Annotated in this window: 24 protein-coding genes, 2 pseudogenes and 1 other annotated feature (1 of these 27 running past the window's edge); of the genes and pseudogenes, 3 read left to right on the top strand and 23 right to left on the bottom strand. The window is 34.4% G+C overall.

What is annotated here, in order from left to right:
* Positions 1-205: 205 nt before the first annotated feature.
* Positions 206-379 carry a YjcZ family sporulation protein gene (locus MKX37_RS09700; RefSeq protein ID WP_078206766.1) on the top strand — a complete coding sequence of 58 codons (174 nt, stop codon included), beginning with the start codon at positions 206-208 and terminating at the stop codon, positions 377-379.
* Between the two features lie 81 nt (positions 380-460).
* Complete coding sequence (locus MKX37_RS09695) at positions 461-1,426, top strand: patatin-like phospholipase family protein (protein ID WP_078422294.1); 966 nt, start codon at positions 461-463, stop codon at positions 1,424-1,426.
* Positions 1,427-1,531: 105 nt separating this feature from the next.
* On the opposite strand, the gene MKX37_RS09690 is transcribed toward MKX37_RS09695, so the two are convergent.
* Both MKX37_RS09690 and MKX37_RS09685 read right to left on the bottom strand, forming a co-directional pair.
* Entirely contained in the window at positions 1,532-1,699 is a 168-nt protein-coding gene (locus MKX37_RS09690) for a DUF3933 family protein (RefSeq protein ID WP_000816387.1), read from the bottom strand.
* Between the two features lie 12 nt (positions 1,700-1,711).
* A complete protein-coding gene (locus MKX37_RS09685) occupies positions 1,712-3,154 on the bottom strand; it encodes an aminotransferase-like domain-containing protein (protein ID WP_002126954.1) in 1,443 nt (480 codons plus the stop codon).
* Between the two features lie 122 nt (positions 3,155-3,276).
* Between MKX37_RS09685 and MKX37_RS09680 the strand changes: the two genes are divergently transcribed.
* Positions 3,277-3,894 carry a LysE/ArgO family amino acid transporter gene (locus tag MKX37_RS09680; protein ID WP_002126952.1) on the top strand — a complete coding sequence of 206 codons (618 nt, stop codon included), beginning with the start codon at positions 3,277-3,279 and terminating at the stop codon, positions 3,892-3,894.
* A 48-nt stretch (positions 3,895-3,942) separates the two neighbouring features.
* Here the strand turns inward: MKX37_RS09680 and MKX37_RS09675 are convergent, their stop codons facing one another.
* The 21 genes and pseudogenes from MKX37_RS09675 to MKX37_RS09580 form a co-directional block, all read right to left on the bottom strand.
* The gene (locus tag MKX37_RS09675) at positions 3,943-5,193 is read right to left on the bottom strand and encodes an MFS transporter (protein ID WP_078422299.1); all 1,251 of its coding nucleotides are present in this window, start codon (positions 5,191-5,193) and stop codon (positions 3,943-3,945) included.
* Between the two features lie 217 nt (positions 5,194-5,410).
* Positions 5,411-5,617 carry an alpha/beta-type small acid-soluble spore protein gene (locus MKX37_RS09670; protein ID WP_000113539.1) on the bottom strand — a complete coding sequence of 69 codons (207 nt, stop codon included), beginning with the start codon at positions 5,615-5,617 and terminating at the stop codon, positions 5,411-5,413.
* 122 nt (positions 5,618-5,739) lie between these two features.
* The gene (locus MKX37_RS09665) at positions 5,740-6,582 is read right to left on the bottom strand and encodes a sugar phosphate isomerase/epimerase family protein (RefSeq protein ID WP_002126948.1); all 843 of its coding nucleotides are present in this window, start codon (positions 6,580-6,582) and stop codon (positions 5,740-5,742) included.
* A 14-nt stretch (positions 6,583-6,596) separates the two neighbouring features.
* Entirely contained in the window at positions 6,597-7,601 is a 1,005-nt protein-coding gene (locus tag MKX37_RS09660; protein ID WP_002126945.1) for a DUF6005 family protein, read from the bottom strand.
* Positions 7,602-7,625: 24 nt separating this feature from the next.
* Positions 7,626-7,901 (bottom strand): petrobactin biosynthesis protein AsbD, encoded by a 276-nt coding sequence (asbD, locus tag MKX37_RS09655; protein WP_002064932.1) that lies wholly within the window; start codon positions 7,899-7,901, stop codon positions 7,626-7,628.
* Entirely contained in the window at positions 7,898-9,136 is a 1,239-nt protein-coding gene (locus tag MKX37_RS09650; protein ID WP_002126944.1) for an AMP-binding protein, read from the bottom strand. Before MKX37_RS09650 ends, asbD begins: the two co-directional genes overlap by 4 nt.
* A complete protein-coding gene (locus MKX37_RS09645) occupies positions 9,123-10,964 on the bottom strand; it encodes an IucA/IucC family protein (protein ID WP_002012378.1) in 1,842 nt (613 codons plus the stop codon). The genes MKX37_RS09650 and MKX37_RS09645 overlap by 14 nt, the downstream gene beginning before the upstream one ends.
* A 67-nt stretch (positions 10,965-11,031) precedes the next feature.
* On the bottom strand, positions 11,032-12,840 hold the full coding sequence (locus MKX37_RS09640) for an IucA/IucC family protein (RefSeq protein WP_002012377.1): 1,809 nt from the start codon (positions 12,838-12,840) through the stop codon (positions 11,032-11,034).
* A gap of 250 nt (positions 12,841-13,090) precedes the next feature.
* Complete coding sequence (locus MKX37_RS09635; protein WP_078422295.1) at positions 13,091-13,627, bottom strand: GNAT family N-acetyltransferase; 537 nt, start codon at positions 13,625-13,627, stop codon at positions 13,091-13,093.
* A 77-nt stretch (positions 13,628-13,704) separates the two neighbouring features.
* Positions 13,705-14,385 carry an MgtC/SapB family protein gene (locus tag MKX37_RS09630; protein WP_002012374.1) on the bottom strand — a complete coding sequence of 227 codons (681 nt, stop codon included), beginning with the start codon at positions 14,383-14,385 and terminating at the stop codon, positions 13,705-13,707.
* A 157-nt stretch (positions 14,386-14,542) separates the two neighbouring features.
* Complete coding sequence (locus MKX37_RS09625; RefSeq protein WP_078422296.1) at positions 14,543-15,700, bottom strand: RNA-guided endonuclease InsQ/TnpB family protein; 1,158 nt, start codon at positions 15,698-15,700, stop codon at positions 14,543-14,545.
* A 32-nt stretch (positions 15,701-15,732) separates the two neighbouring features.
* Positions 15,733-15,885: pseudogene (locus MKX37_RS09620) on the bottom strand (MerR family transcriptional regulator); the annotation flags it as partial.
* A gap of 207 nt (positions 15,886-16,092) precedes the next feature.
* Positions 16,093-16,749: a YkyA family protein gene (locus tag MKX37_RS09615; RefSeq protein WP_002086134.1), complete on the bottom strand. Its 657-nt coding sequence runs from the start codon at positions 16,747-16,749 to the stop codon at positions 16,093-16,095.
* 14 nt (positions 16,750-16,763) lie between these two features.
* Positions 16,764-17,585, bottom strand: a complete 822-nt coding sequence (locus tag MKX37_RS09610; protein WP_078422297.1) for a peptidoglycan-N-acetylglucosamine deacetylase — start codon at positions 17,583-17,585, stop codon at positions 16,764-16,766.
* A 134-nt stretch (positions 17,586-17,719) separates the two neighbouring features.
* Positions 17,720-17,986 (bottom strand): annotated as a pseudogene (locus MKX37_RS27425) (sensor histidine kinase); the annotation flags it as partial.
* A 62-nt stretch (positions 17,987-18,048) separates the two neighbouring features.
* Positions 18,049-19,050 (bottom strand): LCP family protein, encoded by a 1,002-nt coding sequence (locus MKX37_RS09605; protein WP_002126935.1) that lies wholly within the window; start codon positions 19,048-19,050, stop codon positions 18,049-18,051.
* Positions 19,051-19,409: 359 nt separating this feature from the next.
* On the bottom strand, positions 19,410-21,713 hold the full coding sequence (locus tag MKX37_RS09600; protein ID WP_016126787.1) for a glycoside hydrolase: 2,304 nt from the start codon (positions 21,711-21,713) through the stop codon (positions 19,410-19,412).
* 221 nt (positions 21,714-21,934) lie between these two features.
* Entirely contained in the window at positions 21,935-22,147 is a 213-nt protein-coding gene (locus MKX37_RS09595) for a DUF6366 family protein (RefSeq protein ID WP_003188727.1), read from the bottom strand.
* A 92-nt stretch (positions 22,148-22,239) separates the two neighbouring features.
* A complete protein-coding gene (gene thrB / locus MKX37_RS09590) occupies positions 22,240-23,133 on the bottom strand; it encodes a homoserine kinase (RefSeq protein ID WP_002126931.1) in 894 nt (297 codons plus the stop codon).
* Positions 23,130-24,188 (bottom strand): threonine synthase, encoded by a 1,059-nt coding sequence (gene thrC / locus MKX37_RS09585; protein WP_002126930.1) that lies wholly within the window; start codon positions 24,186-24,188, stop codon positions 23,130-23,132. Before thrC ends, thrB begins: the two co-directional genes overlap by 4 nt.
* On the bottom strand, positions 24,181-25,476 hold the full coding sequence (locus MKX37_RS09580) for a homoserine dehydrogenase (protein ID WP_078422298.1): 1,296 nt from the start codon (positions 25,474-25,476) through the stop codon (positions 24,181-24,183). The genes thrC and MKX37_RS09580 overlap by 8 nt, the downstream gene beginning before the upstream one ends.
* 155 nt (positions 25,477-25,631) lie before the next feature.
* Positions 25,632-25,707: a binding site (T-box leader), on the bottom strand (it continues 156 nt past the right edge of the window).

Below are 25,707 nucleotides of genomic sequence, written 5' to 3'. Positions count from 1 at the left end.
ATACTTATTTGTATCATAGCACAAAGATTATACTTCATTCATTGTAAATTCAACAAGCCCTCCAAAAAACGGGCTTATCCCTCGTACGCGAACAAGTTTAAAAAAGCATAGTATACATTGTTCCTACAAACACGATAGTTCTTTATTTCTTCCAGTATATTTTCCCCTCGTTCATTTTTATTTTTAATTTAAGGAGGAATTCCACATGGGTTACGGATATAGTTGCGGCGGTTACGGCGGCGGTTACGGCGGTGGTTACGGTTACGGCGGTAGTTGTGGTGGCGGTTGTGGTTATGGAGGTTTCGCTTTATTAATCGTTTTATTTATCCTTCTAATCATCATCGGAGCTAGCTGTTGGGGCGGCTTTGTAGGCTGCTAGTAAACTTAAAAACTATTGTAAAAAAGCACGTACAATACGTGCTTTTTTCCATTTTCATTTTTTAGAAAGGAAGTATGTTCAATGAAAATTGATGGTGTTTTTGAAGGAGGCGGTGTACGCGGAATTGCGCATGTGGGGGCAATTTGCGCGTTAGCCGAAAAAGGATATGAATGGGAGCGCGTAGCTGGAACATCAGCTGGTTCAATTATCGCAGCGCTTTTAGCAGCTGGATATTCTTGTTCCGAATTAAAAACAATAATAACCGACATTGATTATAATAAATTTATGAAGAAAACTTTTCTTGATAGAATCCCGTTTATCGGTAAAGGAATAAGTGCATGGTCTACTCTAGGTATTTATTCCAATGTATTTATAGAAGAATGGCTTGAAGAATTACTGCGAAAAAAGGGCGTTCACTTATTTACAGATCTACCTGATTTAAACAAACTCAAAATTATAGCTTCTGATATAAGCAACGGTAAAATGGTTGTCTTCCCCGATGATTTACCGAACTATGGATTTTTAAATTATCGCTTCTCTATTGCTAAAGCTGTAAGAATGAGTAGTACAATCCCCTTCTTCTTTGAGCCAGTAAAATGGAGAACACCAAAATGGAAGCAGCCTTGTTATATGGTTGATGGCGGGATTTTAAGTAATTACCCAATTTGGATTTTTGATTCACCGACTTCTCCTCGCTGGCCTACCTTTGGATTTCATTTTATAAAAGATGAGATTCAAGCTGATCCCGCCCACTATGACGAACCTATTTCCATGTTCAAAGGACTATTTAAAACGATGATGCAAGCTCATGATTTACGTCATTTAGATAAAGAATCAAAGGCTAGAACTATTACAATTCCAACAGGGACGATTACAAGTACAAATTTTGAGTTAACGAAAGAAGAAAAAGAATGGCTGTACAATTCTGGTTATAACTCCGCAAATAAATTTTTACAATCTTGGAACTTCAGACAATATGTTGATGAATATAGAAATGGAAATCAAGATCGCAAAACCAATCGATTTTTCCGTCAACTTGACTCATAATACTTTTATTTTCATACGAGAAGACTTGACGCTTTAATAGTAAATAAGCCTAGTAATTTCATATATTACTAGGCTTATTTATCTCCTACGTACCACACACATTACTTAAGGATAAGTTAACCCTTCAGCTTCTTCCGCGGTAATTACTATGTAACGGTTTCCGGTTCTTAATCCTAACAGTTCTGCTTTTTCAATTGCATCCTGTTTTGTTTCCGCATAAGCAGCTAAATACTTATCTCCATCAATCATTTGGCAAATCACATATTGTTTCATGTTTTTCTCCTTTTACCCTTTAATTAATTGCGCGATCTTTTTTATTCCAACTTCAATTTCTTCTACAGTTGCATAGGAATAAGAAAGACGTAAAAATTGGTTAGCACTTCTATCATACAAAGTGCCTGGGTTTAATAAAATCTTTTCTTGTAAAGCTTTGTCAAATAAACTACGATTCGAGATTGGTAGATTTATATGTAGCCAAATGTAAAAGCTTCCTACTGGCTCATGCCAAGTTGCAATGCCACTACAATACTTTTCTAACATACTTATCATAAAATCTCTACGTTTTTTCAATTCACTTCTTACAAACTGTAAATGTTCATCATACAATCCATTTTCGAACCACTCCGCTGCAATCTGCTGGGATATAGAACTTGAACCATAATCAGTTTGCATTTTTATATCTGCTAATCTTTGAATAACGGATTCTGATCCAACAACCCACCCAATTCTTAAACCAGGACTAATGACTTTGGACATACTTCCAATATGTAGCACGATCCCATTTTTATCATATGCCTTTAAAGGTTTTGAAACTGGTGCATCGAACCATAAATCTTGATATACCGCGTCCTCAATAATAGGTAATCCAATTTCATTACATATCTCCATCACTTCTTCCCTCTTCTTAGCGTTCATACTAAAATTGGTCGGATTATGAAAAGATGGGATTGTATATAAAATAGATGCGTTAAATTGTTTCTTATATCTTGTAATGTATGAAGTATTTATACCATTCTCATTCATTGGTATTCCAATCAAGCGCATTCCTGCTGATTGAAATACATTAAGCGAATATAAATATGATGGTTTTTCTAATAAAATTGACGCTCCTTTCGGAAGAAGCCCCATAGAAATAAGCTGCAATGCTTGGATTGCCCCTGAAACAATTAAAATAGAGTCAGGAGATACATATACCCCATGCCCTTTTAAATATTCCGCAATTTTTTCTCTTAAATGGAGATTCCCTTTCGGTTCCTCATACCCAAGTGGAACATTTGATTGTAAAATTTTATTAATAATACCCTTCATCTTTTTCTCAGGCAAGAGACTCGGTGAAAGTTCACCTGTTCCTAATCGAATTACATTGGGAGTAAATTCAGCTTGATTAATCTCTTGTACAGCAGGAAGATTCGGATAATGAAGTCCTGTTTCTACGTAAGACTGCCAGTTTGGAGGCGGGGCATATGTTGAAGTATTCTCACTATTTTTTATAACAATTGTTCCCTTCCGTCCATTCCCCTCAATATACCCTTTTGCTATTAACTCATCGAAAGCCATTACAATTGTACTTCGGTTCACTTCAAACGCATGCGCCAAAGCTCTTTGTGAAGGTAATTTAGTTCCAATTGTCCATTCCCCATTAACAATTCTCTCTTTTATATAAGATTCTATTTGTTTATACAAAGGAATAGATGAAGACATATTAGGTTTCCAAACGAGCCTTTCCATTATATCACCTCACATATTTTATGGTTGGTAACCTATCCAACCATATGGATGGATACAAATTTTCATTTCTTCTATACAATATAGACTATCATAATTAATCAAATTAAGTAGGAGGTAATCTGATGAGTGAAGCAATTATTCACGGTATCATCCTTGCATTTGGTCTTATCATTCCATTAGGTGTCCAAAATGTTTTCGTCTTTAACCAAGGCGCTAGTCAACCAAATATTTGGCGAGCTGCTCCTGTAGTCTTGACTGCATCTATATGTGATACATTATTAATATTAATTGCTGTACAAGGTGTCTCCCTTGTCCTCTTAACTTTCTCTTGGTTAACAACCACCTTGTATATGATTGGATTTTTCTTTCTTATGTATATGGGCTGGGTTATTTGGAGAAGCGATTCTTCAAATGATGTAAAACAAGAAAAAAGCATGCCTTTAAAAAATCAAATTATTTTCGCCGCATCAGTTTCATTACTAAATCCACACGCAATTTTAGACACAATTGGTGTAATCGGAACAAACTCTATACAGTACATAGGAAGTGAGAAATGGGCTTTCACTTTTGCAACAATTATAGTTTCTTGGATCTGGTTTATTAGTTTAGCTTTTGCTGGAAAATTTCTAAAAGGATTTGACTCAACAGGAAAAACGATTATAGTATTAAATAAAATTTCAGGGCTACTCATATGGGGAGTCGCACTTTATATGTTAAAACAAGTTGTTTTTCCTAACTAATTAAAGAGAATTGCATGTTATGTAATTGGCATGCAATTCTCTTTCGCATTATGAAGTTGGTTCCGGTTTCTGTTTTAACATCATTTCATCTTTTGCTGGTTTAATCCAAATAATTGCTATGACAGCACCAATAGCAGCGAAGATGCTTGTTAAATAAAACACTTCATGGTCTGCCCCTTTCATAAAAAAAGAATACAGGGGTGGTCCAGCTGCTACACCGATAAATCGCATTGAACTATAAAATGACGTAACTGTCCCCCTCTGCTCTTTTTCAATCCCTTGTGTAATAAGAGCATCTAGACATGGTAACGCCATACCAATTCCTCCCCCCATAATAACGAGACAAAGAAGTAGCAAATAGATTCCTTTTAGAAATAAAGGTAAGAAGACAGATGCAGCAGCCAGTAAAAATCCAATATAGATACACTTTTTCATAATATCTTGTTTATCTCCAATTTTTTTACCAGCCATATATGAGCTAAGTGATAGTACAAGTAAAGGAATAGCGAGTACACACCCTTTCCATATACCATGAATATCGTACTTCGACTCCAGTATAGTTGACAGATAAAAAAGTATTCCGAATAAAATAAGCATAATAATTGCACCTAGTATAAAAATGGCAATTAACCATCTTCCCTTTTCTCGAAACGTAGAGATAATAGATTGAATAAATTCTTTAAGTGGTGGGACTTCTTCTTCTTGTTTCTTCGCCTTTACTAGTACCAGTAGTAAAACAATCGATATTACACATAAAACTGGAATCGCCCAAAATGGTAAGAACCATACAATAGCTGCAAGAGCTGATCCTAATATGGGACTCAATACTTTTCCAAATGTATTTGACGTCTCAATGATTCCTAAACCTGCACTAACCTGTTTTTCATCTTTGTATAAATCACCGACACATGGTATGACAACTGGCATAGCACCAGCAGCACCTATCCCTTGAATTGCTCTTCCGATAAGAATCCAAACATAAGGGTTATCAACTTTCCATGATACCCATCCCGTTATCGCTCCTCCAATAGCTGCAATTAATAAACTTGGAACCATTACCATCTTTCGTCCCCATCTATCTGATAAATAACCAGCAATCGGTATAAGTATAATTGCAATGATAGAATAAATTGTAATTATCATGGATACTTGGAAAGATGAAATATGTAATTTCTTTTCAATGGTTGGCAGGATTGGAATAAGCATTGAATTACCTAGCGTCATAACAAGTGGAACTGATGCAAGTGCAATTAAACAACAGTTTTCTTTTTTTAACATGTTGATTTCGGAACCTTTCATCATATATTTCTTACCATATAATAGCCCTGCTGGAAATTATGTTTACATTCCACCAGGGCTATTTCATCTTTACTACTTTCCATTTACAACAAAAGAAATTGGATAAAATATAGCATTACTCCTATTCTTTGAATCCTGTTCACAATATATCCATACCAATTAATTGAAAATAAAAAAGAAAGGAAGAATCCTTCCTTTCTCCTATAACCTTCTACATTTAGCGAGTATATCCGCCACCAAGCTGTTGTTCTGCCATTGCTACAAGGCGTTTTGTAATTTCACCGCCTACAGAACCGTTTGCACGTGAAGAAGTATCAGCTCCAAGCTGTACACCAAACTCTTGTGCAATTTCATATTTCATTTGATCTAGAGCTGCTTGTGCTCCATGTGATGCTAATTGATTAGCGTTACGATTTCTAGCCATTACCGATCACCTCCTTATATATATTAAACTGTATCAAATCCGAAATTAAATACATGGTAATTTTTGGTTATTGATAAAATAAAAAAAGAGTCTCCTAAACGAGACTCTTTCATCATTTCACCTTATGAACTTACTACTTCTAATTTTCTATTCGTTAATGCTTTCATTTCTTCTTTCAATATATCTTTCGCATTATGCCCAAACCATTCAAGCGAAGCAAAATGATCAGTATCTCTCACTTCCCGGATGATTTCATCATAGTTTACAATACCTTCAAATAATGGAACCATTCCTATACGACTTCCAGCAGCGGCATATACATTATTTGGTTCAAACACGTGTAAATACTCCGCTGATGATATATTCTTAAAATGGTAATGTTGTATCCACGGCTTTAATCGATGAAAACTATCTACAGGGTCTGCACCAGACTCCCATATATGAAGAAAATCAAGGTTTATTTTTAAATATGGATGATTTACTTCTTCTAACAATTTCAAAGTAGACGGCAAAGTATCCGTTAACGTATTTGGATGTGTTTCTAATAGTATATACATATTATGCGGAGCAAATAGATCACAAATCATGCGAATTCGCTCCACATACTCTTTTCTCTCTTGTTCCGAGAAATCCTCACTACCTTTTTGCCCGGCAAACGTACGAATTTTATTTGTATTAAACCAATTAGCTAGTGTTACCAGCTGTTCACATTTTTCCATCGTTTTTTGAAAATCCGCTAATAATGATATGTCCAAGTAATCACTTATCATCGTAACTTCTAAATTTTTATCCTTTAAATAATCTATTTCTCGTTCTGTCGTTTCACGCTCTTGCATATATAAATTTTGTGCATGGGTCCCCCACAACTCAATTCCTTCAAAACCGTTTTCGTATGCAAATTGAACAATATCAGTAAATGAAATTAGTTGATGGCGAAATGAAATTGTACATAGCGAATATTTCATTGGTTTGAACTCCCTTATCTTAAATTCAATGAACTTGTATTAGTTAAGAAAGACTGATTTGTTATCATTTCTTTCCATAACAGAAACTGTTTCTCTAGTTCATCCTTAATTTGCAGTTCAATTGTATTCATTTCATCAAGTTTCTCAACAATTGGTAATAACATATCTTTATTATTTGTCATTGCCATTTTAATAGCACGGTACTGTACATTTGTAAATCCTTGTACAATGTCTTCCACTCGATCACACCAATAATCAAATTCTTGCTCCGAATATTGTAAAGTTTCACGGAAGTATGCAAAGGCATGTTCATAGCTATATTTACGTATTGCCAATACGGGTATTTGCTTTACTGCCGTTACGAGCCCGGAAAGTGAATACCCATCCTCTTCATTTACCATTTTTATTATTAATTTTTTTAATTCCATTGTTAGTTCATTATCATCTTTTTTGAATGTTTCCATGAAATAACTTTCTACCATCTCTTGTGTTGGCTCCTGAATTCCTTCTATATCAATGAAATAGCCTCCACCAAATGGGTTGTCTTTAACAGAATGGAGCACTTTTTCTCTTTCCATATTCCCTTCCCAGCGAAAATCAGGATCAAGCATGAACCATTCATCTTCTTTCTCTGTCTTCGATATCATTAAGTAATGCGGAAACGGTTTTTGATGAAACTTATTTTCTCTCTCAGGCAATAAAGACATATCAACCATTACAATTACGTAACGATTTTCTGGCTTATTTTCTACTAATTCTAAAAATGTTTCTACATTGCTACTTTTATCTTTTGAATGATCGTACCATTCGTTCACTTTAATGCCATACAATTTTTCATACCAAAGTAAGTAGTTATCATGATTAATGTTTTCGGAATGATAAGAAATAATCCCGCCTTCTGTTATATCAAAATCTCCATCCCATAATCCGAAATAAAATGGACGGAAATCTATATCGCTACGCCTTTTTATAATTTCACAAAAACAACTCACTAAACAGTGAACTTTAATTGAAGTCATACTCTCATCCACTTTCCTAAAAGGTTAGTTATTCACATTTATTTCGTGTAACGGCTGTAACTCTTCCATAAAGTCAAGCAAAGATCCTACAGTAAGAAACGCCTTTGGGTCTATCTCATCCTCTGGAACGCATAGCTTTAAATCCATTTCTATGTATACTATAAGCTGTAACATCATTACCGAATCTATATATAAATCTTGATTTAAACGCATCGTTTCTTCTAAATGCGTTACATTTTTCAGTTCCATTTTTTCTCTCATAATACTTAAAACTGCTTCTTTTAACATTTCACGACTCATGTTGTTATCTCTCCCATCTCTAATAACTTCCGACTTACTTTCCCTGTTTTATTTTTCGGAATCTCTGCTACATTTTCAATTTCATGTGGCACTTTATAAGACGGTAAATGCTGTATGCACCATTCTCGTATTTGTACTGGTTCAATACGAGAGACTACTTTCGCTTTTACTATTTCTCCCATCACAGGATGCTTGCCCCGGTATACAATCGCCTCCTGAATACCTTCTAATCGAAGCATCGTTTCTTCCACTTCTATAGGAAATACCTTTAGACCGGACACATTAATAACATCATCTATTCGCCCCATGAAATGAATGCCTTGCTCAGATCTATAACCTAAATCTTTTGTATAAATCTCCTTTTCAGCAATTTTCACTACGATTTCTTCAGGTTCATCTTCATTTGAACCTATGTTAATACTTACATGAGGAAGTGGTTTTCCTAAATCCAAATGTGTTTCCATAGCATGACATATACTAATGCAACCAGCTTCAGAACAGCCGTACTGCTGCATCATGTATTTCGTCATGCCCTTTAACTTATAAAATAGCGTTTCTGGCAAAGGTGATCCTGATGTCATAATTTTATGAAACTGAAAAGTCCCTTGTGGAAAACTCCCCATAATATGTAACATAAGTGGTACTGCGTATATGATATGTTTTTCGGTATTACGAACTATATTTAACGCGAATTTAGGGTTTTTATTTGTAATGATTATAGGCTTACTACCTCTCGTAATTGCTGATAACGTGCCACAAATTAATCCGTATGAATGTGAAACTGGAGCCATTACAATTGGCACTTCGTCTTCTTCACATTTTAAAGCTTCATTGTAAGCAGCAATTTCTGTTTCAATTTCCGTCCATGCTCTACGAATCAGTTTTGGCTCTCCTGTTGTACCTGAACTATACTGCAATAAAGACGATTCTTCTTGTAATAGATTTGGAACTTCTAATTTTGTAAAGTCGTTACTTTCTCCGTATAAAAGTGCAGTACACTTTGCGCGCTTTGCCATTTCAATAGCTGTATCCTTTGGCGTATCTTCATGAATAAGTAGTACAGATGCTCTTTTTTCTTTTAGGAAAAACACAAGCGTAATAATATCGAATGGATCTTTCAGACAAAGTGCAAATCTATTTCCTTCTGCTTCTTGAAATTGTTCCACTCTCTCGTAACCTTGTAATCTCAATTCAAAATCATATTTGCTAAATTCTTGTTTATTAACGATTAGCATGATTTCCCCCTGTAACAACTGATTTTTGTATTGTAAGTTGCTTTGCTCTATACAATGGATTTGGAACTTCATGAACAAGCGATTCCACATCCATATATAAACGACGCTTCGTTAATTGCTCTGCATGAAATGTAGGTGCATATAATTGTAATGCTTCAAAACGTTCTTTCAAATGCGAAAATCTTTCAAAATGATCTTCTATTTCTTCAACAAGAATGATCCAAAATTGTTCCTCTTTCAACTGATACTCATCTGCCAGCACGAAAGCTAGTTCACCTAGATTGAATAGGAAAAGCGCATCTAAAACCATTTCTTGTAAACATTCAATACGGTCCATTTCAAAGAAATCATTCATTTGACCATTCGCATATGTTTTATGCATTTTAGTAAAGTCAGGACATTTTTCGAGTTCTTTCAAAAATGGACGATAAAACTCCAGTCCTTCATGAAAATCTTTTAGTGCAATACGGACTGGTATTCCCTCTTCATGAACTAAAATCATGTTTTGCCCATGTGATTCTAATGCGACTCCATGCTCTACAACGAGGTGTACAACTGGGATAATTGCTTTTTGAATAAGCAATTGTAACCAGCTTTCTACTCCATATCTCTTTAACCACAAATCAATAGTTGGTGTCCCATTTTTTCCCTTGGCATATAAACCGTTAAATGGGATTGCCTCTTCTTTCTTATCTAAATATTTGTGAACGCTTTCGCGCCAAATACATCCTAATGAGCCATACGTAGCTTTTTTATTCGCATCGTACGTAACACTCGAAAATTCATTTAACAAAATTAAACGCGATTCATCCCTTAAATAAGGGTCATGATTTACTATATCTTTTAACCAATTCGATATAGCAGGTGCACTCACAACCGAATGTGGTTTTAATGTACGGATAGTTGAAGTATTGAGTAAATTCATTGATAACTTTACATATGGTTTCTCTCGATTCGTAACATTTCTTAATGTCCGCATCGACTGCTGCGCGCAATAATCATCTTCTGATTTCCCTAAATAAATAATATATTTATCCTGTATATGGTCAGTATAATTCGGAATAATAAAGTTCTCCCACTGCCAAGGATGAACAGGTATAAACATGTACTTCTTCGAATCACAGTCCATTGTTCGAATACGATCCATATACTCTTCGATTTTCTTTTCACCAATTTCTTCTTTAAAGGTACAGTTATAACTCTCTTCACTTTCATATCCTACAGTCGTATATTTCTCATGAACTGCAATCCATATAATTTTCATTGATTGCATAAATTCAAATCCATATTGAAAATTATCACGATATTGAAACCCGATGCGTGCTTTATAACTAGGATGATACGGGTGTCCATCTATTAAATGACTTTCAAGCTCATCATAAGATTTCGCAAGATAGTCTTCTTCACAACTTCTCTCATATTGTGCAATCGTATCTTTGAAGATTGTTTGTTCTAATTCTTGAATAAAAGAATCCAATTTCGTTCGATCCACTTGAACAATCCGAAAAATCTCCTGTAAAAATTGTGAAACTGATTGTATTTCTTCTTCCTCATCTTGAACTCTCATTATTAATGAGTCATGTAAACAAATACGCCCAAATGTCATACGTTCTTGCCCATAGCATTGGTACATTACATTTTGATCCTTTTCATCAAGACCTTGTATAATAAAAAGTATTTGCTCTCCCTTTTGTATACGAATCGGCGTAATGATTTCTTCATAAATTAACGATTCTACTAATTGCCGGAATACTCTTCTTCTTACTGAAATGTACTCTTTTGATTGGAGTGCCTTCAATATTTTCATGTGATAAACTTCTTCTTTCATAAATCCCTCCGCTATAATACGGAATATCAAATTCCATTATTTGTATTACGTGAAATTTTAGCACTACTTATGAACGAACAGCCACTTCTCTAACGAGTGGATTATCTACTTGTACATAAATTGCTTGCTCTAAAGGATTTGTCAGTTCATCAACATCGAAAAATCTCGTTAGCAAATTTGCTTTACATGCCAATTTATTTTCTTCCAACAATTCACTTAAAAATGTAGAAGGTTCGCGGTTATATGGAAGGAACGCTTCAAGTACAGACCTTAATTCCGAAAGAAGAATTTCCTCCTTTATTAATCCTGCTGTACCAAAACCGTTAATTAGTCCAAACATATGATTAAAAATTAAATAGTAACGAAATCTTTCATCTACAATGTAATCGTCATATAAATTCCCAGTACGTTCGCCAATACCCGCTAGTTCATTATCTAGCACTGACTTCATTGAATTGCAGAAATAAAAACCTTGATTATCACGGAAGTAAAACTTAACTGGATAACCATCTTTCAATTGAACAACACTATTTTGTTGATGCGCTTCTAATGCAACGCCATAACGTAAATACATCCATACCATCGGCTTTAAAGAGATATTCATATATCGTCTAAACCACTCTAAACTTACTTCTTCACAGCTTCTACCTTCTAAATCCGCTAAGCGATGGATAATATTTGCTAAACGAGTTCTTTCACCCGGAATTGCATCTTGTACTAATCCAGCGATAAGCGTTGCATCATTTTCATTTTCACTATAAAATGTGTTTTCTCGAATAATCACTTCAAATCCAGACTCTTGTGCCCCGTATTTTAAAGTAATAAAGGCCGGATCACATATAAAATCAAATCCTGGAAACTTTTCTAGCACCTCTCCAATTTTAGTATTCAATATTTCCTTACCTTCAAGTCCACTCTCAAGTTCCTTCAATTTATTAATACGCATTGAATTCGTGACCTTTACAGGGAATGAAAACTTGAACATATACTTCGAATGAGGATGATATAGCGTTCTAAGTGATGATGTCGCCATATAACACTTACCTACTGGACCGATATATTCAAGTACACCTTGATTCATCCAATTTTGCACATAAGATTGATGTAATAGCCATTCTGCTTGTAGCGGATGGATTGGAATTAATGAATATTCATCTTCTTGACAGTACTCTTCAATAAATTCTTGACCTACCTTTTCATCGTTCTTTAATTCCTTTTTTATCATCGCCGTTGTAGAATCTTGTAACAATGACTTTTCACTTACTATACTTTTATGTGCCCTAAAATAGTGAAGTTGGCACTCCCCTTTTAATTCAGGAGAATACATTGAACTTTTCCAATCCAATATACCTTGTCTACTCTTTGGTGTAGGATGAGTTAAATGTCCAAATAATAAAGATTGCTCCGCCTCTATAAAAGTCGTATGGAAACCATATAATTCAGCTGTATCCTGCTCCCTTCCTTGTATAAACTTCTCAATATTTTGACAACTACAGATAACTCGAAGCATAAGTTCATCAGGATTCGTACCTTCTCCATAGTTAATAGACATTTCCTTTATTAAAAACATAATAACCGTAATATAATCTGCTTTAATAACATTTTTATTTTCGCCAATTTGGTAATAAAATTGTTCTCCAAATAGATGACGGTCCGTTGACGATTTATATATAACTTCCCCATACAAAGTAACGTTTTGTGCCGATAACCGACAGCATAAATAAGTGGGGATAGCGTCTCTTTGAAATGAATGGCAGAAAATATTTTCTATCCTTTTATCCTCCGTAATCCATTCTCCACTTCCTGTTTCTCTTAAATAACAATTTAAAAAGCTTTGTATTGTTGCATGTTCCGCGATTTGTTTCGCATGCTGCATACTGCTCCTCCTCTTTTAGACGAACACTATCATTTTTTCGTGAAACTTCTGACAGTTGAATTTTATTATCAACTATGATTTTAATTGATAATGATAATCATTTCAAGATATATTTCAGAATTTTTTTATCTAACTAAACTTTTTACCTTTTCAAAACATTTAATCCGTCAACAAAAAAATACACCAATATAATTATTGATGTATTTTTTCATTCTTGTAGATTAAGTTTACATAATAATATTATCGCATTCTAAATTAATAGTGATTTGTATAAACAATCCATATCTCGCCAAGCATATGCTATTTCTTCTACATTTAGTCTTTCTAAAAGTTTTGTGTCAATTTTTTCCGGATTATATTTTTCATAAAACTTTTTAGAAGGATTATTAGAAACTACCCAAACTAAAAGAGATTCCATATTATCTTTTTTACAATCAAATAGTAAAGCTTGAAATAATCTTTGTCCTATCTTCATTCCTTGATACTCTTGTAAAATGTATATTGCATATAATTCCCCATCACAATTATATGTACCTGTTCTTTCAACTCCCCCATCGATAAATCCAATTATTTTACCATTTAACGTTTCTGCTACAAACCTAAATTGATGCCCGTCTTCATTTTGAAATATACTTTCCCATAGCTTTTCTCGTTGGTCATACGTTATATTGTCTAAAATTTCATTAGAGAATATCCCCTTATACGTTGTTTTCCAACTATCCACATGCACTTTTGCAATTGCCGAAATATCATCTTTTATTGCCCTTCTAATATGTATCTCCACCATACTTATCCCCCTTAGAAAATAATTATAGCAAAATGTTTTGTATGCATTAAAAAAAGAGTGAATTTTCATCACTCTTTTTATCTACTTTCAACTTCTACTGAAACAACATGATCGATTTCTTTTAAAGAACTATATAATTCAGTTGTATATAAATCTTCTGGAGCTAAAATGACCATTTCCAATTGCTGAGATGCCCCATTATCAATATCTTTAATTTTCACTCGTTTTACTTGCATATTTAAATTTTTAATTTGCTTAAAAATCCCGTCTAACTCTCGATGTTTGTTTACGGTAATTTTTATGGATAAGTCCTTTTGTCTTAATGAATAAGGGCCTGCAATTTTCACAATTTGCGGAAGTACGTTAATCGCTAATATAATTAAAATCATAGCAACCGTCGCTTGTATATAAAACCCTGCACCAATCGCAATACCTAGTGCTGAAGCGGCCCATACCATAGAAGCTGTCGTTAATCCTGAAATAACGTCATTATTTCTTCGTAAAATTACCCCTGCTCCAAGAAAACCAATCCCACTAACAATTTGAGCGGCGAGACGCATTGGATCCATGTTTGTATGACCCGGTACAGAATAAACATTCACTGATTCAATTGAAACCATTGTAATTAAACAACTCGCTACGGAAATAACCATACTTGTTTTCACACCAAGCGGTTTATTCTTTAGCTGCCTATCTATTCCGATGAATAATCCTAAAAAGAGTGCTAAACCTAATTTGAATAAAAATTCATATGACATAATTCCTTCTGCTACTAAGAATATAGACAAATGTACATTCTTAGAGTATTCCTGCTTCTGCGTGTCCTGTCTCGCCACTAACTCGCTACTACAGTTTGCTGTAACACTCCACAGGCATAAATTCCGATGTAGCCCACCGTACATATATACAATCTATTTACGTTAGTATTGTATATTTTTTTGCTTGTAAAAGGTTGATTGACGCGTTCAAATCTCTACCTATTACATTTCCACAGTCACATTCATATACTCGTTCGGATAGTTTTAAGTCTACTTTCTTTTGACCACAACATGAGCATAACTTCGACGAGGGATAGAGCCTGTCTACTTGACGTAGTTCAATTACATATTCCTCACATTTCGCCAATAACCATGTTTGAAATGTATAAAAGCATTGCTTCGCAACTGCTTTAGATAGATGTTTGTTCTTCATCATACCTTTCACATTCAAATCTTCTACTGTAATAAATGTTGGCTTGGTTTTCACCACATCATTTACAATAGACTTTACATACGCTAATCGAATATTTGTTAACCTGGCATGTAGTTTTTGCACTCTAAGAATATTTTTATCTATATTCGCTCTTTTGTTAGTAACAGATTTTTCACCTCTCTTTTTTATATTTTCAAATTTACGCGATAAAAAACGTTGCTCACGTCTTAACCGTTTTTCTATCTTTTTTACTCTTATTGTTTTGTTGATGTTTTCATGAACGATACCGTCGCTACGTATAGCGAAATCCTTCACCCCTAAATCAATACCTAAACCTGTTTGGTTGAAAGTTGGCTTCGTTTCTGTTTCTTCCAATTCGCAAAGCACGGATACAAAATATCTTCCTGCTCTTTTACCTATCGTTCCACTTTTTACAATCGCATTTTTGGGAATATACCCATATTCTTTTAACCTTACCCAACCAATTGTGGGGATTTTTACTCTATGCCTTTCTACTGTCCAATCTGTTTTGTTGTTTTTAGGAAAATAGCACTTCACATCTTGCTTCTTCTTTTTCTTATATCGTGGAAATTTAGATAAACCCTTAAAAAATCGCTTAAAAGCTTTATCCCCGTTCATAATCGCTTGTTTTACAGCTTTACTTGATACTTCTTTTATCCACTGGTCACATTCTTTTGTATAGACATTGTTCAACCATTTTGAAAAGTCATACCCACTTAAAAACTTTCCTTCGGCTTCATACAACTCTTTATTTTTAGAGATATACAGGTTGTAAACATATCTGCACACACCAATAGTCTGATTTATTCGAGGTATTTGTTCTTTTGTCGGATGGATTTCTATTAGATATGCTCTTTTCATAAATCTTTATCCTCCGGTATTTTCTTCTTGAATCCCCATATAGTCTTTATACTGTTTATCTGTATAAAATCTTCTTCCTTTAGGGTTTCGGTAAGCAGTCAATACACCCTCGTTATCCTTCTCTGTAAAGTTCTTACAGACACATTGATTATTTCAGCGAATTCTTTTGATTTATATTGTTTCATAGGTAGAATGTAACATATTTATCTGCATTTGCGTATGTTTTATACAACTGTATTGATCTCCTTACTTCCTAATGTTTCCCTTAGAATATTTCACTATAACTCTTTTATGATATCAATTCCAGTCTTTTCTATTCATTTAAAGTAAAAAACCGAAAAAACATTTTTGACAATGTTTCCCCGGCTTTTTATTATAATTAAGATCTTTCTTTATTTTTGTTCTTTAATTTTAATTTGTGCATCTTTATAAAATGCTAACTTATTATCATTATACTCTTTTGTATGTTTATTAAATTGTTCTTTCGCCTTTTGCGCTTCCACATTTAACTCATTAACAGTTTTAACTTTTTCACCAATTTCTTTTAACTTCGTTTCTTTTACTTTTAATTTTTCATACAGTTCTTTTTCAGTCGCTAACGCCTTCGTGTAATTCTCATTCATCTTTTGGAAGGCATCATAACGATTTTTATACGATTCTTCTACTGTTTTTGCTTGTTTTTGTAATTTCTTATCTTCGAGTTTTTCAATATTATTTTGAACGGATGTCGTTTCTTTCTGCGCTTTTTCTAACTGTTCCTTCTCGTTTTTCAATACTTTTTCACGCTCGTCTACATTTGCAGTAGCTTGCTCTATTTTCTTTGAAACTGCTTCATTATGCTCTTTACCTTCTTGTAAAATTTGAGAATAAAGTTCTTGTCCTTGCTTTTCTAACTTCTCTAATTTTTTTGTGTCATCTGCTAAAGATTTTTCCTGTGTAGATGCTGCTTCAAAAGCCGTAAATAAATTTTCTTCTGGCTTTTCACCGAAACAACCTGATAATAATCCTACTGATAATGCTCCAACTACTGCTACTTTTCCATATTTCAACTTCAATTCCTCCATTACATACGGTTATCATGCCAGAGGTTCACGGGGAAGTGATTCTCTTCATGATATGCTTCAAGCTCATAACCCTTTTCTTTTAGACCCTTTAATATTGCTGGCACAGCTGCGACTGATTGCGGATGAATATCATGCATTAAAATGACTTCTTGAGGATTTGTTGCACCAGCTAATACATTTTGAGCGATTTGTGCTGCCGCTGCATCGACTGGTACTTTATTGTATTTCCAGTCTAAAGAATCAATTGTCCAGTCCCATACTTTAAGACCACCCTCTACTACTTTGTTTCGAAGGCCTTCATTTAAACCAGGCTTCGACCCGTATGGTGGACGTGTTAATTGAGGTGATTTTCCAATAATATTTGCGATTAAGCTTTGATCTTCTTTCATTTCATTAACATATTCGCCATTTTTATATAACTTCGCAAAATTGTGTGTCATACTATGCATTCCAACATAATGACCCTCTGCATTTTGACGTTTTACTAAATCAGGAAACGCTTTTACATTCGCTCCGATTAAAAAGAATGTCGCCTTCGCATCATGCTGTTTTAACATATTTAATAATTCAGCCGTATATTTTCCTGGCCCATCATCAAATGTAAGATAAGCAACTTTTCTTTCCATTCCGTTAAAACGACTTGGCGCCGTTTTATTCATTTCAACTTTCGATTGTTCACTTGCAAGCTGCACTATATTTTCTTGCTTAGCAACAGCTTTTGCTGGTGAAGTAATAGATTGAAACATGAAATACCCAATAGCTACTATTGCAATCGCTACTGAAACAACTGCAACTCGTTTAATTTTAAAAGCCTTTTCCATTCTATCGAATTCCTCTCCCTATTAATCTTATATATCAATCACCCAATATAATTATACATCTATTTATTTTATTACACTATATAAACAATCTAAAATATGAATTATAATGGGAGTTTTATCAAAATTGTTGTTCCTGCCTCAACAAACTCTTTATTCTTTTCATACCAATTCTTGATTGCACTATGTACAACTTTCAAGAAGATTTGTTTTAACCTGTTTGATCTTCATCTTCTATCAATTCAATTCGCTTTCAACTTGCAATGAGATGAATTTATTTTCTCTATTTTAGGAGTTAATTACCAAATTCTTTCCTCTAGTATATCGTACAATTGCACCTTTTGTTTATATAAATTAAAATGATTTGACTGTAAACGTGAAAAAACTAGTAGCCCTTCTACTAAAAATAAATGAAGCAATCCATTTCCATAAAAAAAGATTGGCTGAGGCCAACCTTTTTTTATACTTATTCATTTCGAGTTGGTTTTGGTGTAACACCTAAATGCTCATTTAACTTAGTCGAAATATCTTTCACATTTTTTTCGTTTGGAATGTAATAATAAATACCACCAATACGCTTATCCGTTCCTTCTATTTGCATCTTTTCCATTTGCAAATCTGATCCTGCCATATTTTTCGTAATAGCAAGCATATCATCAAACGTTAAGTTTGTTTTCATATTTTTATCAACTGCATCAAGTAAAGAGCCCATTTTACTAATTGATTGAACAGACATTGCTTTTTTCGCAATTGCTTCAATTACAAGCTGTTGCCTTTGACCACGCATTGCGTCACTGTCAATTTTACGCGTTCTAGCAAGTGCAAGGGCTTGTTCACCATTTAAATGTTGGTAACCTTTTTCTAAATGGATCATACCTGCTTGGTCTTTACTATCTTGTTCTGTGAAAGTAACAGGTACATCAATATCAATACCACCAATTGAATCTACAATTTGTACAAATGACTCAAAGTTAAACTTCACATAATAATCAACTGGTACATTTAAAAATCTTTCCACTGTATCTCTTGTACTTTCAACACCACCAAATACGTGTGCGTGTGTAATTTTATCTAATTTCTTTCTAGATGGAATATAAACACGTGAATCACGAGGAATGCTTACTAATTTAACGGATTTATCATCTTTATTAATTGTCGCTAATAAAAGTGCATCTGTTCGAACCGCTTCACCATATTGGCTTTTTCTCATTTCGCTTCCATCGACACCCATGATTAAAATCGAAATATTATCCTTTAAAGGTTCCACTTCTTTGTCCCTTTTTGATGACTTATCAATTTGTGCATATGCATCACTTACAACAGCTTTTGCTTTGTTATATATAAACGATCCATATCCTACTCCTCCAAAAACAAGTAGGAAAAATGGAATTAAAATGAACCATTTTATTGATTTTCTTTTAGAACGTTTTTTACTGCTTCTCGTATCTTGTTCTAATTCAGAGCTCATGTTCATTCTCCTCTCTTTCTCTTTTCCTAGTATAATGTATGTCTAGTAATCTTCATATTGAATTTCCTTTCAATCACCTTACATTTTTGTAAGGTTACATCATGAATCCAATATGTATTCCATTTCACATTATACTCTCGTGCTTATTTTTGGCAAGTCACTATTTATCAACTTCAAAAATTTAACACTTCAAAACGTTCAAATTTACAGATTTATCATTCTGTTATTTGCAGGTAGTAAGACTTTCACCTCATAATTTATCAGGAATAAAAGAGTCAAGTTTGGGCCGTGAAATTTTGATTGGTGATGACTAATAATCAGTGAGGGATAAATCCCCCACTGATTAAAATTTCACTTTATTATTTCTCATTTGGTGTGTATATCATTTGCTTCCCATTATTATAAATTAAAGCTGATTTTGCTTTTATTTTCGTTTTTTCTATTTCCACATCATCATTAGAGAAATTCACAATAATTTTAATATCTTTTCCATATGAAGCAGATTGGACTAATTTATCTTCTGACAAATATGCAAAGTTCGTCATTTCTTCTTTTACTGCCTTTTCATGAACTTCATTCCAAACTTTCAGATGCTGCGTAATTTCTTGTTTATGCTTATTCCACTCTACTTCATCTAAATGGTACAACGGAGGCACATTATACAATAACTCATATAACATTCGGTTTCCTACCTCATCTTTTACTTTCAAACTTCCCCATTCCCAGTGGTGCGTTGTAATTACAGAATCATTGTATACTAATTTATATAACGGTACCGAATATACTGGATTTAAATATACTTGTTTATATTCTTCTTTTAACGGTACTTGTTTTGCATATTTTTCTGGAACATTTTGATTCGGTGACCAATATCCGCCCACATAATACGGACTTGTTTTATTTTTCCTCATATCTTCATCGTCCCATTTAATAACAGGCGTTTCAATGCCGTGAGCAAATGCAATCGTGCTACTTGCAAAGTCATTTCCGCCTTCTGAGCCAACTACCATACCCTTTTCTTGCGCAATATAATCCATTCGTTGCAACCTTGCTTGTAAATCTTGTTCTTGTGTCGTTAAATGTTTTGTTGAATAATCATCATAAATTTCGCCCGTCGCGTCACAATCAATAAACCATGAATTATATTTAGGGCCATTTTGTAATATATCGTTCATTCGTTCTTTTACACTAGGAAGTGATAATGTCGGATTTAATTTTCGGCCTCTCCCTAAAAACCCTTGCACTTTCTCACCATTTTTCTTCGTTACAGTGGCTTCTTCATATAACGATGGGTCATTAAAGGAAGCTGTGTTCCAATTTTTATCACCTTTTTCGTGAATAGAATGGTAAGAATCATACGGACCAACTAAATATCCCATTTCCTTAGCTTCTGTAACGAAATTAGGCTGCATAAATCCTTGTTCCCAGTTCGGTAGACCAATCCACGCTTTGTCTATCCCTACTTTTTTCATTTCCTTTATTATATCCGTTCCATCTGCCTTACCCCATTTACTTACTTCTTCAACTGCATCACCGAGTACTGACTTTAATAAATGTTTATTTAAGCTATACAGCTCTGTCTTCGATAAGTGATCTACACCTTTCTTTAATAACACACTAGCTTCCTGATTAACTTTCGGGAAAATATCCTCTTTATACAATTCCTTCATAGATAATACTTCGTTTGTATAGCGTAAAATAACATTTTTTTGGTACTTATCAATGAAATCTTGTTTACTTACTTGCTCAAACACACTCAGTTCTCCAGGCTCCGAACTATTCTTTTGAATAAGCCCTTTTATATGACTAAACACCGGGCTATTTATTTGCTCTCTTAGCTTCGGCCAATTCACGTTACTTTCTGATAAACCATTTTGATTCCAAAAGTAAAAATGAGCTGCCCCGTAAAGTTTTTCGATTTCTTTATTTTTTCTTGCCTTTTCTTGTAATGTTTTAAATTCACCTTTTCGAGCAATATTATCCTTATACAGTTTAGCGATACTTACTGCATCATTATTTGTCACATATAATTGAAATCCATATGTTTTATTTTTATTTATACTCGGGAATTCATGTGTAAAATCAAACCCTATTTTCGGATCTGAATGAAATTTCAATTCATTATTAAACATATTGTTCGCAATATATACGATCGAATATTTAGAACCATTTAATGCAAAAAACTTCATAGAAAATGATTCAGCAAATGAATATGCATCATCCTTTAAAAACTTCTTCCAATTCTCATCATTACTCGGAATTTGCTTACCTTCCCATAACGGAAGTGTATAATTTTCAGCTTGCACTTTTGGCCATGTAAAACTTTCTGCACCAGTCGATTCCACTTCAATATTTAAGTGGTCTTTTTTCTTTTCTAAATTTACTTTTACTTTTTGATCCGGATATTCCCATGATGTATGATCCTTGTTTTTTTTCAAATTCGATACCTTCATTTTTGGTAACGGTTGTGATGCCTGTTCTTTTACACCATCATGTTCTACAGTTAACGTAAAAGTCTCAGGATTTACATCGTAAGTAAAATCTTTATACGTCGCTTTCTTTATTTTAGACTCTTGTAAAGCATCATTACCTTTTACATCACACCCGACTAAAGTCGAAAGTGACAATGTTGTAAGAAGACATATCGCTATCATTTTTTTCATCTTCTGCACCTCCACCAATGAATATACAGGAGGTTTGTTACAGGAATATGGCAAAAAAATAATAGAGCTAGCATTATGCTAGCTCTATTATGAGCAAAAAAAATTTACGTATTACTATAATCTGTTTAAAGAAAATATGTAATACAGTGGAACTTTAATCCTTGTTTTTTTATTCTCACTAATAATTAGATCAAGCAAATCTAAATTCCATCAAGCTTTCCTTAACTGAAAAAGTAACTATATATAATATATCCTAAAACTAGCACTAAAATTAATATCCCTGTACCTTTCCAATTCATACCACCTGTCATATCAACAGGGCTACCTGATTCCACCCTGTTGAGTCCATCATTCAAAGAACCGGTAGGATTATTTTTCAATTCACTTTGTCTCATGCGTTCTCTTTTTTCTTCTGGTGACTCTTTTGAACTCATATAATCACCTCTAAATTTAATGTTCATTCCGAAAAATCCCCTTTAAAATAGATTCTCCATAACGTAAAGAAAGCTAGCTATGCTAGCTTTCTTTATAATCCAATATGTTCTTCCTTATTTACAGTAATCCCTTTATGATCAATTTCAAGCTCACATACTTTCATAGCTGCAAATACTCTCGCTAATTGGTCAGCTATTTCTTTACGCTTCTCGTACGGAGTTAAAATAAAAATGGATGGTCCCGCACCACTAAGCGCTGTGCCATATGCTCCGAATTCTTTTGCACATTTACGAATTGATGGTAATAACGGTACAAGTTCTAAACGATATGGCTCGTGGAAATGATCTCGTTCCATCATTTCACCTACAACTTCCCACTTCTTTTGACATAATGCAGCTACTAATACGTTACTTATCGCACTAGCCTTAACCGCTTCATGAAACGGAAACATCTCTGGTAATACAGATCGACTTTCCTCCGTATTTAGCTCTTCATTTGGAATAAGAGAAATTACGCCTAATTCCTTACTTTCAATCCTTACAACCGAAACATTCTTTCCATCCAGCGCTCCGATTACAGTTCCACCTAAAATAGAAGCAGCAACATTATCTGGATGTCCTTCAAAATTTGTAGCAATTTGAACTTTCTGATCAATTGTTAAGTTCAAGTTTCCAAGCTGATTCGCAAGCTCTATTCCTGCTACAATTGCTGATGCACTACTTCCTAGACCTCTTGTCAGCGGAATATTACTAGTAACTTCTATTATATAGGGTGATAAAGAAGGAAACACTTTACATGCCGTGCTAACAATTAAATTTTTATCGTCTGTTGGAATTGAATCTTCAAAGGAATGGATTACTTGCCATTTATCTGCTTCCGCCTTTACCACCACATCTAAATATAATGACAATGCTATTCCTACTGAATCAAATCCAGGTCCGACATTCGCTGTACTAGCAGGGACACGTACTCTCAATGGTATCACGACATAATCACCCCTTTAATATGATCTTTAATTTGATCTATATCATTTGACACACTTGCAATATCAAATTTATTAGAAGAAATTGCGATATCAGGATCTTTCAAACCGTTTCCAGTTAAAACTGCAACAACCGTTTCTCCCTTTTTGATTTTTCCAGATTGCACATGTTTAATGACGCCCGCTAATGAAGCATTTGATCCTGGCTCTGCAAAAACTCCTTCAGTTTTTGCTAACAATCTATACGCATGTAATATTTCTTCATCTGACACCATATCTATTTCACCATGAGACTGCTCGGCAGCCTCTACTGCATACGACCAACTCGCTGGGTTACCAATACGAATCGCTGTTGCAATCGTTTCAGGTTCTTCAATTACATGCCCTTTTACAATTGCAGCTGCTCCTTCGGCTTCAAAGCCGTGAATTCTTGGTTTTTTATAACCCTTTTCTTTTTCATATTCACAGAATCCTTTCCAGTATGCTGTTATGTTCCCTGCGTTCCCAACCGGAATAGCTAGAACATCTGGTGCATTTTCCAACTGGTCGCAAATTTCAAATGCTGCTGTTTTTTGTCCTTCAATTCGGTAAGGATTTACTGAGTTTACTAATGTAATCGGCTCTTCTGCAGCAATATTTCTTACAGCCTTAAGTGCATCATCGAAATTCCCTTCTATTGAAATGATCTCCGCTCCATAAGCAACTGCTTGCGCTAATTTCCCATGCGCAATCTTTCCTTCTGGTATTACGATAATACATTTCATTCCGAGGCGTGCCGCGTATGCGGCAGCTGATGCTGATGTATTACCTGTAGATGCACAAATGATAGCCTCTGAACCTTCTTCTTTCGCCTTTGCAACTGCCATTACCATACCACGGTCTTTAAAAGAACCCGTTGGATTCGCTCCTTCATATTTTCCGTATAACTGAATCCCTAATTGTTTTGATATATTTAATAATGGAATCAGGGGTGTATTCCCTTCCATTAAGCTGACATCAGGTGTGTTTTCATTCACCGGTAAATAAGAAGCGTACTGTTTTAATAGTCCTTTATACATATTGTTTTTCCTCCTCAATAATGTAGTAACTGTTTATTTCACTTGCGACATCTTCTATCGCTCCTAAAACTTGCTCGAATTGATATTTTGAAGTTTGATGCGTCACAACAACGACTTCTGCAAGCTCACGATTCAAAGGTAATTGAATTACCTCTTTTAAACTCACAGAATAATCGACGAAACATTCTGTTATTTTTTTAAACATTCCAGGCTCATCTCGTAATGAAATGCGCAAAAAGTATTTTGAAACTACTTCTTCATCTCCTTGTAATTCATACGGCTCCGGTTCTTTTAATACACTTTTATTTTTCGGAACTTGATTCATATTTTTAACGATTGAAATAATGTCACTTACTACAGCAGAACCAGTTGGTAACTTCCCAGCTCCAGGTCCGTAAAACATCACTTCTCCTACTGCTTGACCGTGAACATACACCGCATTAAATTCATTATTCACATTCGATAGCGGATGATGACGTGGTAATAAAGTCGGTTCTACACTTAAGTGAATGGATGATCCTTGTTTTTCAGCTTTACCAATTAATTTCATTGTAAATCCTAATTTTTCGGCCATCTCTAAATCTTCTTTTTCAACCTTTCGAATACCTCTAACTTGAACATCATCTAAAGAAACATTCATCGAAAAACCTAAGTTTGCAAGAATTGCTACCTTTCTCGCAGCGTCTAGTCCATCTACATCCGCTGTCGGATCTGATTCTGCAAACCCTAATTTTTGCGCTTCTTGTAAAGCCTCTTCATACGACCATCCATTTTGACTCATCTTTGTTAACATATAATTTGTTGTTCCATTTACGATTCCCATTATTTTTTCAATTTGATCTGAAGCTAGCCCGTCTGATAATCCTCTTAATATTGGAATCCCACCGGCTACACTCGCTTCGTAACATAGGTCACATTCATTTTTATTTGCCAGTTGCAGAAGCTCCTCACCATATACAGCCATTAAATCTTTATTTGCTGTTACGACATGTTTCTTACTTTGCAAAGCCTTCACAATATGCTCTTTCGCTTCTTCAATTCCGCCCATTACCTCTACTACAATATCAATATTTGAATCATTTAGAACTTCATCGACATTACTTGTTACTACGATTCCATCAATGCAAACATCACGTTCCTTTTCCAAATCACGTACAACGACTGTCTTTACCTTTACTTCATATCCTGTATCAAGAGTGATTTTTTTATAATGTTCTTTCAAAATATGGACAACACCACTTCCGACAGTACCTAATCCTAATACCCCAACATTAATAACGTTATTCATCTTCTAATCTCCTCCTAAATAGTTTAATTGTTACACCTGTGAATCACCTTACTCTGCTTTTTAATCATGCAGGTGGTGGTTATTTCCGTACGTACTAATCGTTTCATGTTACCGCACCTCCTTTCAAAGTAATAAAAAAACACACTCATCCCTAGGAAAGGGACGAATGTGTTTTCGTGGTTCCACCCTTGTTCCAACCTAGACTTACTTTCTTCTGGATTGCTCAAGTTC

The sequence above is a fragment of the Bacillus sp. FSL R5-0709 genome, from assembly GCF_038004785.1.
Lineage (GTDB): Bacteria > Bacillota > Bacilli > Bacillales > Bacillaceae_G > Bacillus_A > Bacillus_A mycoides.
The sequence above is the reverse complement of the archived record's forward strand: the minus strand, read 5'-3'. Positions and strand labels throughout refer to the sequence as shown.

What these genes read in the sequence shown, in the direction of transcription:
- MKX37_RS09645 (WP_002012378.1), bottom strand. Translation starts at nt 10,964, where the DNA reads ATGAAAGAAGAAGTTTATCACATGAAAATATTGAAGGCACTCCAATCA.
- thrC (WP_002126930.1), bottom strand. Translation starts at nt 24,188, where the DNA reads ATGTATAAAGGACTATTAAAACAGTACGCTTCTTATTTACCGGTGAAT.
- MKX37_RS09660 (WP_002126945.1), bottom strand. Translation starts at nt 7,601, where the DNA reads ATGACTTCAATTAAAGTTCACTGTTTAGTGAGTTGTTTTTGTGAAATT.
- MKX37_RS09675 (WP_078422299.1), bottom strand. Translation starts at nt 5,193, where the DNA reads ATGAAAGGTTCCGAAATCAACATGTTAAAAAAAGAAAACTGTTGTTTA.
- MKX37_RS09600 (WP_016126787.1), bottom strand. Translation starts at nt 21,713, where the DNA reads ATGAAAAAAATGATAGCGATATGTCTTCTTACAACATTGTCACTTTCG.
- MKX37_RS09580 (WP_078422298.1), bottom strand. Translation starts at nt 25,476, where the DNA reads ATGAATAACGTTATTAATGTTGGGGTATTAGGATTAGGTACTGTCGGA.
- MKX37_RS09595 (WP_003188727.1), bottom strand. Translation starts at nt 22,147, where the DNA reads ATGAGTTCAAAAGAGTCACCAGAAGAAAAAAGAGAACGCATGAGACAA.
- MKX37_RS09625 (WP_078422296.1), bottom strand. Translation starts at nt 15,700, where the DNA reads ATGAAAAGAGCATATCTAATAGAAATCCATCCGACAAAAGAACAAATA.
- MKX37_RS09695 (WP_078422294.1), top strand. Translation starts at nt 461, where the DNA reads ATGAAAATTGATGGTGTTTTTGAAGGAGGCGGTGTACGCGGAATTGCG.
- MKX37_RS09635 (WP_078422295.1), bottom strand. Translation starts at nt 13,627, where the DNA reads ATGGTGGAGATACATATTAGAAGGGCAATAAAAGATGATATTTCGGCA.
- asbD (WP_002064932.1), bottom strand. Translation starts at nt 7,901, where the DNA reads ATGAGTCGTGAAATGTTAAAAGAAGCAGTTTTAAGTATTATGAGAGAA.
- MKX37_RS09700 (WP_078206766.1), top strand. Translation starts at nt 206, where the DNA reads ATGGGTTACGGATATAGTTGCGGCGGTTACGGCGGCGGTTACGGCGGT.
- MKX37_RS09640 (WP_002012377.1), bottom strand. Translation starts at nt 12,840, where the DNA reads ATGCAGCATGCGAAACAAATCGCGGAACATGCAACAATACAAAGCTTT.
- MKX37_RS09665 (WP_002126948.1), bottom strand. Translation starts at nt 6,582, where the DNA reads ATGAAATATTCGCTATGTACAATTTCATTTCGCCATCAACTAATTTCA.
- MKX37_RS09685 (WP_002126954.1), bottom strand. Translation starts at nt 3,154, where the DNA reads ATGGAAAGGCTCGTTTGGAAACCTAATATGTCTTCATCTATTCCTTTG.
- MKX37_RS09610 (WP_078422297.1), bottom strand. Translation starts at nt 17,585, where the DNA reads ATGGAAAAGGCTTTTAAAATTAAACGAGTTGCAGTTGTTTCAGTAGCG.
- MKX37_RS09670 (WP_000113539.1), bottom strand. Translation starts at nt 5,617, where the DNA reads ATGGCTAGAAATCGTAACGCTAATCAATTAGCATCACATGGAGCACAA.
- MKX37_RS09630 (WP_002012374.1), bottom strand. Translation starts at nt 14,385, where the DNA reads ATGTCATATGAATTTTTATTCAAATTAGGTTTAGCACTCTTTTTAGGA.
- MKX37_RS09605 (WP_002126935.1), bottom strand. Translation starts at nt 19,050, where the DNA reads ATGAGCTCTGAATTAGAACAAGATACGAGAAGCAGTAAAAAACGTTCT.
- MKX37_RS09650 (WP_002126944.1), bottom strand. Translation starts at nt 9,136, where the DNA reads ATGCTAATCGTTAATAAACAAGAATTTAGCAAATATGATTTTGAATTG.
- MKX37_RS09690 (WP_000816387.1), bottom strand. Translation starts at nt 1,699, where the DNA reads ATGAAACAATATGTGATTTGCCAAATGATTGATGGAGATAAGTATTTA.
- MKX37_RS09680 (WP_002126952.1), top strand. Translation starts at nt 3,277, where the DNA reads ATGAGTGAAGCAATTATTCACGGTATCATCCTTGCATTTGGTCTTATC.